This window comes from Citrobacter sp. Cpa228, from assembly GCF_030333085.1.
Classification (GTDB): Bacteria; Pseudomonadota; Gammaproteobacteria; order Enterobacterales; family Enterobacteriaceae; genus Citrobacter; species Citrobacter pasteurii.
Map to the genome: position 1 here is coordinate 375,610 of NZ_JAOWGQ010000055.1, position 12,693 is coordinate 388,302.

General features: G+C 54.6%; 2 protein-coding genes. Both read left to right on the top strand.

What is annotated here, in order from left to right; all coding sequences use genetic code 11:
• Positions 1 to 10: 10 nt before the first annotated feature.
• A complete protein-coding gene (locus tag OGX91_RS20320; RefSeq protein WP_286627303.1) occupies positions 11 to 11,986 on the top strand; it encodes a hemagglutinin repeat-containing protein in 11,976 nt (3,991 codons plus the stop codon).
• Positions 11,986 to 12,489: a contact-dependent growth inhibition system immunity protein gene (locus OGX91_RS20325; RefSeq protein ID WP_199946859.1), complete on the top strand. Its 504-nt coding sequence runs from the start codon at positions 11,986 to 11,988 to the stop codon at positions 12,487 to 12,489. Before OGX91_RS20320 ends, OGX91_RS20325 begins: the two co-directional genes overlap by 1 nt.
• Positions 12,490 to 12,693 lie beyond the last annotated feature (204 nt).

A 12,693-nucleotide genomic window follows, 5' to 3' on the forward strand; every position in this document is an offset into this window, starting at 1 on the left:
AACAAGGATGATGAAAAAGGATCAGGTTCGTTTCTCCCAGCGTTTGCTAAGTGGCATGTTGAGTTTCCTGCTGGCTACCCAACCACTGCTCCCGGCGATGGCTGCCGCCATCACGCCTGAAGGCAATACGCAGATGGATAAAGCTGCCAATGGTGTTCCGGTGGTGAATATTGCCACGCCGAACCAGTCCGGGATTTCACACAACAAATATAACGACTACAACGTGGGAAAAGAGGGACTGATCCTCAACAACGCGACCGGGCAATTTACCCAAACCCAGCTCGGCGGCATCGTCCAGAATAACCCGAACCTGCGTCCCGGAAAGGAAGCATCAGGGATCATCAACGAAGTTACCGGCGCTAACCGTTCGCAGCTACAGGGCTATACCGAAGTCGCGGGGAAAGCCGCCAACGTCATGGTTGCCAACCCTTATGGCATTACCTGTAACGGGTGCGGGTTTATCAACACGCCTAACGCCACACTGACTACCGGTAAACCAGTGCTGGATGCTAACGGTAACCTGCAGTCGCTGGATGTGAGCAAAGGCAGCATTACCATTGAAGGCAAAGGACTGGATGGAAGCCAGAGCGATGCGGTGTCAATTATTGCCCGCGCCACGGAAATTAACGCTGCGCTACACGCCAAAGATCTGAATGTTATCGTCGGCGCGAATCGCGTCGCGGCGAATGGCCAGACGAGCCCGCTGAATGGCGAAGGAGAAGCACCGAAAATCGCGGTAGACACCGGCGCATTAGGTGGGATGTACGCTAACCGTATTCATCTGGTCTCCAGCGAGAAAGGGCTGGGGGTCAACCTCGGGGATCTGAATGCCCGCCAGGGTGATATCACCCTCAATGCTAACGGGAAATTAACGATCGGCAACACTCTGGCAAACGGTGGTCTTTCCGCCAGTGGCGAAGGCGTCACGTTGACCGGCAGCCATAAGACCGCAAGCGGGATGGTCATCAACAGCACCGGGGCGTTAGCGCTACAAGGTGCAAATCTCTCCAGTGGCGCAAACGTGCAGTTGGGTAGCGATGGCAAGGTGACGATCGATGGTGGCGGGATTGCCGCAGCTGGCGAGTTGCAGGTGGCTGCTAAACAGGATGTAGCCATTGCTGCAACTACTCTGGTGAGCCAGAAAACCACCTCATTGCGCAGTGACGGCTCGCTGACAGTCACCGACGGCAGCCTGACCAGTAAAGAAAAACTGGATGTTGCGGGTACTAATGGGCTGACGCTGACCCGCTCCACGCTGGGGAGTGGTGCTGATGTTAGCCTTAACAGTCACGGCAATCTGTCGGCTAAAGCGGGATTGCTTTCTGCAGGTAACGGACTCACGCTGAAGGCACAGCGCATAGCACTGGATAACGCCAGTCGGGCCGATGCGAAAGGCGCATTAAGCTTGGCCGGTAGCGAAATGAACAACCAGGGACAGGTCAATGCGGGAGGCGCGTTGTCTCTTTCCGGTGACCACCTCGTGAATGGTGGTCAACTGGCGGCAAACGGCCATCTTGATGCTTCTGTCAGCAGTCTTAGCAACACAGGTCTGATGCAGGGTAGCAGCGTATCGGTCCACAGCGGGACGCTGGATAATAGGGGGTCGCTGGCGAGCGGTGGCCTGCTTTCAGTACAGACAACAACGCTGAACCAACAGGGCAACCTCAGCGCGAAAAACGATGCGGATATCCGGGCGGATGCCAGGCTGCTGAACGGTGGAACGTTGCTCTCTGATGGCTCATTAACGGTGCAGGCCGCGACAGTTGAACAATATGGCGTCCTCTCTGGCAACCGGGGGGTGACAGTCAAGGCAGAGAACCTCACCGCCGCGAAAGATTCGCTGATCGCCGGGCAACAGGGCATACAGTTAAACGCTGCGCAAAACCTGAACCTGAACGGTCAGGTTAATGCCGCTGGTGCGCTTAACGTGGGCGCAAAGCATCTGATTACTGGCAAGGACGGCCATCTGCAGAGTGGTCTGGACCTTGCGATTACCGGCAACAGCGTCACGCTGGACGGTGTACAGGCGGCAAAAGGTTCGCTGGACGTAACGGCGGGCAGGATCAGCCATGGCGGAAAATCCACCGGGGCACGCGTTGGTTTCAGCGCGCAGCAGTCAGTTGATAACCAGGGTGAACTGCTGGCTGATACCCTGACGCTCAGCGCGGCGACGCTGACTCATAGAGGTAGCGCCAGCGCTGAACGCATTTCGATTATTGCACCTGAACTTCTCACCAGCAGCGGCTCTCTGGTAGCCGAAACGCTAGTTCTTCGCAGTCAGTATGTTGTGAATAGCGGTCTGATGCAGGGCAACGCGGCATTGGATCTGCAGATTGATAAGTTAGATAACCTTAGCGGCGGCTCGCTCTATGCCCGGCGTTCTCTGGCGCTGGATATACCGTATCTGACCAACCATGGGCTGATTACTACCGACGGTTCATTGCACCTCAACGGTCGCCAGTTGGTTAACGGCGGAGAAATTAACGGCGTTGATCTGCAAAGTGAATATGCGACGGTAAAAAACGAAACCGCGGGGCGCCTGCTGGCGGACACGTCATTATCTGTTAACGGACAGCAGACAGATAACCTCGGACTCATGGCCGCCGATACGCTTGTGCTGAACAGTCGGGACGTGAATAACGACGGCAATGTGCTGTCGGTGGGGGAATTAAGCCTGAAGAATCAGACCCTCCACAACGCCGGCTTGCTGCAGGGCAGCACGCTGAATCTGGAAGCAAATACGTGGCAAAACAGCGGTAATGCGTTGGGTGAAACAGGGGTAACGGCAACGGTACACGACGTGTTCACTAACCAGGGCAAGGTACTCAGCCAACAGGGTATGACCGTGCATGCCGCCAGCGTGAATAACGGCGGACTGCTGGCGGCGAAGGTGCTGGCATTACACGGCGATCTCAGTAACAGCGGGATCCTGCAGGGGAATCAGATGCTCGGCTGGGATGGCAATCGCTTCACTAACCTTGCTGGCGGGCAGGTAACCGGCGGCGAAGAGTTGCATCTTAGCGGAAAGCGTATCGACAACGATGGCCAACTGGAGGCCCGAACTGCGGCGATTACGCTGGACATCCTGCGGAACGGCGGCAGTATTCAGGCTCAGAATAGCCTGAAGATCACTGCCAGCGAGCGACTGGACAATCAGGGAGCGCTGCGCAGTCTGAATCTGTTCGAACTGGCTGCAGCGCAGTTGTTTAACGACAACACGATTGCAGCAAAATCCCTTAGCATTTCCGCGCCGGAGCTTATGAATAACGGCACTGTGCAGGGTAATTCGGTGCTACAGCTCACCACCCGCAATCTGTTTAATGGTCAGCAGGGACAACTGGTTAGCGGCGCGGGGCTGGATTTAGGCCTCGACACGCTGGAAAACCACGGTCTGCTGTTGACGAATACCGACTTCACGCTGCGCGGCAGCACATTAATTAACGCCGGTGATATTCAGGCCGATTCCCTGGATCTGACGCTGGCAAACTCAGTTGAAAACCAGGGTAACCTGGTGGCGAAACAGGGGGCGTCGATAAATACCGCCTCTCTGGATAACCGCGGTACGCTGGCGGCGAAAAGTGTCACTCTGGATGGAAAATCCATCCGTAACAGCGGTCTGGTTCAGGGTAATGACAGTACCTCGGTTTCTGCGAATACCTTCACCACGGATGCCACTGGTAAATGGCTGGCCGGTAATGCGTTGTTGGTGCATACCAGTGCGATGGAAAACGCCGGTGTACTGCAGGGGGATGTCCTGACATTCACTGCCGACTCGCTGAATAACAGCGGCGTGCTTAACGGTTTACATGGCCTGGAAGGCAAGCTATCCGGGCGACTTATCAACCCCGGATACATTCAAAGTGGCGGCGCACTGACGCTGACGGCTGATGATATCAACAGCGCCGGGCGTATTGCCGGTGACAGGCTGACACTTGCAGCCTCGACGCTAAACAATACTGGCCTGTGGCAGGGGACGAACGGGCTTGCGCTGTCTGGCGATGTGCTCACGACGGGTATAACGTCCCGTACGCTGAGCGGTGGCGCGTTGACCTTCGATGTCGGCAATATTACGACGCAGGGAACACTGCAGGGGCAGCAACTTACGCTGACCGCTGATGACTGGCTGCACAAAGGCTCGCTGGTAAGCCTCGGTAATCTGACGGCGACGGTAAACAACGGCCTTACCACGTCAGGCGACATGATGAGTCATGGCGGAATGTCACTGACCGCGCAGCAGCTTGATAACAGCGGAAAGCTGCTCAGCGAAAGCGACGTAACGCTCGACGGCGCACAGCTTGATAACAGCGGCACGGTACAGGGAAAGACCCTGACCCTGCAGCAAAACCGGATCCACAATCAGGGCACGCTGACCGGCCTGCAAAGCCTGACGCTGGAAGTGCGTCAGCGTCTGATGGCGCGCATGGCGATGGCTTCACCGCAACAGGAATTGATTAACGCAGCAGGTGGTTCACTGCTGACGCAGGGAACGCTAAAACTCACTTCTGGCGATGTGACGAATAATGGCACATGGCAGGGGCAGTCGATTCTGCTCAATGCGCAAACGCTGACAAACAATGGGGCAATACACAGCGCCGACGCTCTGCAGCTTACGCTCGCGAATAACCTGACTTCCACGGCGGGCAGCAAAATAACCGCGCTGGGTAACGCGACGCTACAGGCGCTTTCTCTGACTAACGCCGGGCAATGGACGGCGAAAAATCTTACGCTGAAGGGGACAACCCTCGATAACAGTGCGGCAATTAGCGGCGTAAATGCGCTCACGCTTGCCATGAACGGCGCGGTCAGGCAGCAGAAAGCGGGCAGTATGCTGAGCGGCGGCGCGTTGGATCTGACTGCGGCGTCAGTCACCAACGAGGGCAAAATTCAGGGGGCGACGCTGGGCATGACGTCCGGCGCATTGACCAACAGCGGACGCCTACAAGGGGATAATGGCGCAACGCTGTCGCTGAGCGGTGATTTGATAAACCAGGCTTCCGGGGAGATTGTCAGCCGCCAGGGGCTGACGCTTTCTACGCCAGTGCTGTCCAACTACGGTTTAATGCAGAGCGGTGGAGAGACCCATCTTAACGCCACAACTCGCGCGCTCAATGACGGCAAACTGCTTTCCGGCGCGGGAATGACGCTGACCACGCCGCTGTATTCCGGCGCAGGTTGGTTACAGGCGACAAACCTCATTCTGAATGCGACAACGGCCACCAATGGCGGGAGCTGGCTGGCCGACAGCGCCACGCTTACAGGTAACAATTTTACCAACCAGGGAACTACGCAGGCCGGTCAACTGGCGGTGAAATACACGCAGGTGACGAATAACGGTACGCTGTTGGGCAACTCGCAACTGAGTGTTAATGCCAGCCAGGTTAATCAGAATGCAGCAGGTAAACTGTTCAGCGGTGGTGACCTGTCCGTTGAAAGCCACGGGCTTGATGCGTTGGGGCAGGTGGTTGCGCTGGGTAATCTGACGCTGAAACTGGTGAATGGCTTTACTGCGCAAAGCGCGTTTGCTGCGGGTAAAACGCTGACCATGACCAGCGAGGGTGCTATCGACAACCGTAGCGTGCTTCAGGGGCAGTCGCTCAACCTGACGGCGGGCGGGCAGCTCAGCAATAACGGGCAAATCACAACGGGCAACGGTGCGAGCCACCTCAGCGGCAGCAACGTGGCGCTCAATGCCGCCGGAACGTTACAGGGTGGTGGGGATATTACGCTGACCAGTCGCGGTAATATTTCAGTCGATGGTTTCACCGGCACGCGTGGTTCTCTGACGCTCAATGCGCCTGGCGCTATCGTTAATACGGCGCTGTTGTACGCGGCAAATAATCTGGCGCTTTATGCCAACACCATTACCAACCAGCGCGGCGATATCCTTGCAGGCAACAATCTGTGGATGCAACGAGATGCGGCGGGAAATGCCAACAGCGAAGTGGTCAACACTTCCGGCAATATCGAAACCCAGAACGGTGATATCACCATCAAAACCGGGCATCTGCTGAACCAGCGGGATGGGTTGACTATCAGTCAGAGAAAGCAGGATTTTTCTAATGCATTACCTTCGGGACCATTTTTATTTCCAATCACGATTGGTGATGGTAAGAAAAAGCCGGATGTTGAGCTTAGTCTGCAGGAATGGCTGAAATCACCTGAAAATATTATCTGGAGCTATTGGGGAGAACGTTGCGCCGGAAATAGTCAGATCTGCCACGATAGATATAAGTATCTTTTAGTTGGGAATGATCTTCGTCGTTTTATATTAAGTGAATCAATAGTTGAAGCGAATGCTACGGGGGATGCCGCACGTATTGCCTCAGGTAGGGATATTGTTATCAACGCTACAATAATGGATAACCGTGCAAGCCATATTCTTTCGGACAGAGAGGCATTACTGAGAGGAGATTCGTTGAATAATCTTTCTGCCGAAGCCGGGCATGAAATCGTTTATCAAGAGGCTGAATACCGGTGTGAGTGGTTCTCTGATAATTGCAATTTAACCCCTGAGAGACTTAAGGGCTATCCCAGATACGGTAAATGGTATCAGTCCACTGATACTTACGGAGGACTGGTTATACCCAATAAAGATGGCTTCGAATACATAGGGGTTCCGTATGTTTTAGGGGAAATTAAAAAGGAGTTTACAGCTGATAGTGAGTCATACCGCTCAGTAATTAGTGCGGGTGGGAATATTACAGCGACTTTCACTAATGACATTAGTAATACCAGCATCACAGCGAACAGTGGAGTTGGCACCACTATTTCTGTGCCAACCCTCAACACTCTCAGCAACCAAACCCTCAGTAATGGGGTGCAAAAGCAGGCGCTGGCAGGCAATGACACGGTGAGCGTCAGCTCCCCACAGTGGAACGACCAACTGCAGGATGCATTACAGCAGATTACCGGCGGCGGCACGCTGGAAAGCGGTGGCGTATCGGACGCCACGCTCAGCTCTGTTTCTACCACACAGAAAGGTGATGCCAGCCTCGGCCAACTCAATGGCCTGATTAACCCAGACGAGAAGGGCGTGAATACCGCCGGGCAAAACCAGGGCAAAACGGTGGATACCAGCGCGTATCCGATGCCTTCCGGAAAGAACGGTTATTTCGTCGTCTCCGACGATCCGAAAAGCCCGTACCTGATCAACGTCAACCCGAAACTGAATGGCCTTGGTCAACTCGATCCCAGCCTGTTTGGTGATTTGAATGCCATGCTGGGTATCAAACCGGGCGAAGCGCCGCGTGAAACTAACGTTGCGTATACCGATCAAAACCAGTTTCTGGGATCGGCCTATATGCTCGATCGTCTCAAACTGAACCCGGAATATGACTACCGTTTCCTCGGTGATGCAGCGTTCGATACCCGCTATGTCAGTAACGCCATGCTGAATAAGACGGGAAGTCGATACATCAACGGTATAGGTTCTGACCTTGAGCAGATGCGTTATCTGATGGACAGCGCTGCCAGTACTCAGCAGTCGCTGGGGCTGAAATTTGGGGTGGCCCTGACGGCCGATCAGATAGCGTCCCTTGAGCACAGCATGCTGTGGTGGGAAGCCGCGACCGTCAACGGTGAGACGGTAATGATACCGAAGCTGTATCTCTCGCCGAAAGATATCACGGTGAGCAACGGTAGCGTCATTGCCGGGAATAATGTTCAGCTTACCAGCGGGAATATCACCAACGCTGGCAGTACGCTGCTGGCGAGAAACGATCTCACTCTCGACAGTCAGAACAGCATCAGCAACCTTAACAATAGTCTGATGCAGGCCGGGGGCAACCTTGAGCTGAGTGCGATTGGCGATATCAATAACGTCAGCTCCGCCATCAGCGGAAAAACGGTGACGCTGGAAAGCCTGGACGGCAACATCAATAACCTGACGCTGGCGGAACAGATTGATGTGAGTGCCAGGGACAAATACCGCAATGTGAGCTTTAAAGATACGTTGCTGGGTTCTGTGGCGTCCATTACCGCGCAGGACGGATTGTCGCTCTCGGCAGGCAAGGATATCACCGTTACTGGCGCGAATCTCTCTGCGGGTGGCTCATTGCTGATGGCTGCGTGGGGAGATATTGCGGTAAATGCCAACCAGATTAACGATGCCCGGAGCCATTCCGGACGCAGGGTCACTGAGACCGGTCGTTCGTCGGTGGACTGGCAGGGGAGCGCCATCAGCGCGGGCGGTAACCTCGGTATCAATGCCGGGAATAACCTCAACGTCACCGCCAGCAATGTTAACGCGGGGGGGAATGCTCAGCTTACAGCGGGTAACGATCTCAATCTGAATGCGGCCACCACTCAGCAGAATAGCCGTAACGGCGGCAGTGAATCGCACAGCACCGGGCTTTCCCGTACCACCGTCTCAGCGGGTGACTATCTGGTGTTGAAAGCGGGTCAGGATATTAATTCTCACGCGGCCGGGCTGGCAGCGGAAAATGATGTGGGTCTGCTGGCCGGGCGTGATGTCAACCTGCTGGCTGAAGCAACGACCGACGGCGACAGCTATCGTGCGAAGAAGAAAACCGTGGTCAATGACGCCGTACGCCAGCAGGGGACGGAAATTGCCAGCGGCGGCGACACGGTCATTATCGCCGGGCGCGATGTGAGTGCGCAGGCAGCGGATGTTACGGCGCAGGGCGATATCGGCGTCACGGCAGGCCGGGATGTGAATCTCACGACCGCCACAGAGAGCGATTATCACTACCAGGAAACCACGAAAACCAAAAAAGGATTCCTCAGTAAAAAAACTACCCATGCGATTGAAGAAGACAGTGCTACGCGGGAAAAAGGCGCGTTGCTGAGCGGGGACAATGTGACTGTCGCCGCCGGGAATAACATTCTGGTACAGGGCTCAGCCGTTGCCGGTGACGGCAATGTGACGCTGGGGGCTGGCAACAATGTGGATATCGTTGCTGCCACCAATACGGATACCTCATGGCGCTTTAAAGAGACGAAAAAGAGCGGGCTGATGGGGTCGGGCGGGATCGGCTTCACCATCGGTAGCAGTAAAACGACGCACGATCTGCGCGAAAAAGGCACCACCCAAAGCGAGAGCTTCAGTACGGTCGGTTCTACGGGGGGCAACGTCAGTATCACCGCAGGCCAGCAGGCACATATCGGCGGCGCGGATATCATCGCCCAGAAAGATATTGCTGTTCGCGGCGATAGTGTACTTATTGAACCGGGACACGACAAACGCACCCGTGATGAGAAGTTTGAGCAGAAAACCAGCGGACTCACGGTGGCGCTGTCAGGGACTGTGGGCAGTGCGGTGAACAGCGCGGTTTCAGCAGCGCAGGATGCGAAAGATGAGAGTGATGATCGGCTTGCAGCTCTGAAGGCAACGAAAGCGGCGCTTTCCGGCGTGCAGGCTGCGCAGGGGGTTGCAGTTGCTCAGGCTGGCGGTGATCCGAATAACGGTATAGGCGTCAGCATTTCTCTGACTTCCCAGAAATCAAAGTCTGAGCAGCATGCCAGGAGTGATACTGTGGCAGGCAGCACCCTGAATGCAGGCAACAACCTGGCTATTACGGCGACGGGTAAAGGTCCGAGCGGGAACAGCGGCGATATTCTGATCGGCGGTAGCCAGATAAAGGCGGGCGGGGACACCACGCTTGCAGCAGCGAATGATATCGTACTGAGCGGTGCGGCAAACACTCAACAGACAACCGGGAAAAACAGCAGCAGCGGCGGCGGTGTAGGGGTCAGCATTGGCGGAGGAACCAATGGCTATGGTATCAGCGTCTTCGCCAACGTGAATGCGGCAAAAGGACATGAGAAGGGTAACGGCACGGCGTGGACGGAGACCACGCTGGACAGCGGTGGCATAGTATCGATGACCAGTGGTCGCGATGCCCTTCTGAATGGCGCGCAGGTCAGCGGCGATAAAGTGGTCGCGGATATTGGTCGCGACCTGTGGATGAGCAGCCAGCAGGACAGCAACGACTACAAATCGAAGCAGAACAGCGTAGCGGCAGGCGGCAGTTTTACCTTCGGTAGCATGACCGGTTCGGGCTATATCAGTGCCAGCCAGGACAAGATGAAAAGCACTTATGACTCGGTTCAGGAGCAGACAGGGCTTTTTGCGGGCGATGGCGGATTTGATGTGACGGTGGGACGTCACACGCAACTGGATGGCGCGGTAATCGCTTCGACGGCAACGGGGGACAAAAACAGCCTGGATACCGGAACGCTGGGGTTCAGGGACCTTCATAACGAAGCGGACTTTAAGGTCAGTCATTCAGGCGTCAGCCTGAGCGGCGGCGGTTCTTTTGGCGGCGACACGTTTAAAGGCAATATGCCGGGTGGAATGATTTCAGCGGGTGGCAACAGCGGGCATGCGGAAGGAACCACGCAGGCGGCGGTAGCGGAAGGAACAATTACGGTTCGTGATACAGCGAACCAGCAGCAGGATGTATCCGGTCTGAGTCGTGATACGGAACATGCGAACGACAGCATCAGCCCGATTTTTGACAAAGAGAAAGAGCAGAAGCGGCTGCAGACGGTAAGTCTCATCAGTGATATTGGCGGTCAGGCAGCGGATATTGCCAGAACACAGGGAGAGATAAATGCGCTGAAAGAGGCGCGCAGGGACAATCCGAATCTGCCTGCGGATAAGCTGAAAGATACCCCGAAGTATAAGGAAGAACTGGCGAAGTATGGCACGGGCAGCGATATTCAGCGGGGGATTCAGGCGGCAACGGCGGCGCTTCAGGGGCTGGCTGGCGGTGATATGGGGGCCGCGCTGGCGGGGGCGTCGGCACCGGAGCTGGCGCATCTGCTTAAATCGACAGAGGGCAATACTGCGGTAAATGTCATTGCCCACGCGATATTGGGCGGCGCAGTGGCGGCGATGCAGGGCAACAGCGCGGCGGCGGGCGCAGCGGGTGCGGCAACGGGTGAACTTGCGGCCCGGGCGATTGCAGGTATGCTGTATCCTGATGTGACTGACCTGTCGCAACTGAGTGAGGATCAGAAGCAGACCATCAGCACGCTGGCAACGATATCAGCAGGGATGGCCGGTGGTCTGTCGGGTGACAGTACGGCGTCGGCGGCTGCCGGGGCGCAGGCCGGGAAAAATACGGTTGAGAATAATTATCTTAGCACAAACCAGTCTCTGACCTTCGATAAAGAATTGTCTGATTGTCGGAAATCTGGAGGTAACTGCCAGGACATTATTGATAAATGGAAAAAAATCAGTGATGAGCAAAGCCAGCAACTGGATAAGACCCTGAAAGATAACCCGGCTTCCGCGCTTGCCTGGGATAAGGAATTGGCCGAAGGTGGTCTGGATATGGCGAGTCGTCCGGCCTGGATGAATAATATTCCGGGAGCCGGGGGAATGAGCGATGAACAGGCTCGGGCGTATGTTCAGCAGTGGAACAGTCAGGATCTGAGTAAGATAGACGCCAGTACACCAGGCTGGATGCAGTTTGCGGCATTTGTTTCAGACCCGGAAAATCAGGCGGCGCTGGGTTCGCTTGGGCTCTTAACGAAAGAGCTTGCGACTGCTGCCGTCTCCTTTATGGGTCGTAATACGGCGACAGCAACGGTCAGCGCCGCAGATATTGGTCTGAAGTGGGGCCAGGGGAATATGAAGCAGGGCATGCCGTGGGAGGATTATGTTGGAACATCTTTGCCTGCGGATGCCCGCTTACCTCCAAGATTCAAAACCTTTGATTACTATGACGGGGCGACAAAAACGGCGGTGAGTGCGAAATCGTTGGATACTCAAACATTGTCCAGACTTAACAAGCCAAATCAGCTTTATACCAAGGTTAAAGGAGATATTGATGCTGCAGCTAAATTTGAGACATATACTCTTTCGAAGACTCCCCTTGATTCTTCAATGATTTCTAATAGAGAAATCCAACTTGCAGTTCCGGCCAATACTACTAAAACACAATGGACAGAGATAAATAGGGCTATTGAGTACGGTAAAAGTCAGGGTGTAACCGTTAAAGTGACTCAGGTGAAATAATGAAATTTAATAAAGAACAGGATTATTGGGCAACTTGTTATTGTACCAAAGAGTTTTTATTAATTGAAACTCAATCAGGACTAGGAAGAACTAGTGCAGATCCACTATTCCCTCCCCATTTACTACTACCTGAAGCTGACGACGAATGTACCGGTGAAACTATATTACAGGCTTTATCCAATAGCCGGACACTGAATAAGTTAGAGGATCGTGTTGTTTTTTTTGACCTTGAGAAAGGTAAGGAGAAGTATGCGGCCTGGATAGCCATGCTGATGGATAAATACGGTTATAAAACCAAACGCGCTTTATTCAAGGATATGAAACATTGCATTATTCATTGTGTTAATGGTGTCATTACCATATCACCAACACGTCATGAAAAATTAGAAGGCTGGGGTAGAACTAAAGGTGATGGTATTGAAGATGTCATTCTTCCGGCCGACAGTTCCCTGGCAGAGATTGGTGCAGGTCTGCGGTTAGCCCTCAGTCGTTGCAAAGATTAATTTGAAATGTCGGCTGAATTGCTTTGCCCTTTTCACTTCCATACAAAATGTGTTTTAGGAGCGCCGCCATAATGTTGTGTGTGCTTCCGGCAATCTCACATTGATGCTCACAGGTGCCGATTGTGCTGACGTTTTTCCAGTGTGCAGGGACTAGCGGTCAACAGTGTCTGGTCGTGGTGTGCTGAGTCAGTCCCGGTGGCAGGG

What these genes read in the sequence shown, in the direction of transcription:
- OGX91_RS20325 (WP_199946859.1), top strand. Translation starts at nt 11,986, where the DNA reads ATGAAATTTAATAAAGAACAGGATTATTGGGCAACTTGTTATTGTACC.
- OGX91_RS20320 (WP_286627303.1), top strand. Translation starts at nt 11, where the DNA reads ATGAAAAAGGATCAGGTTCGTTTCTCCCAGCGTTTGCTAAGTGGCATG.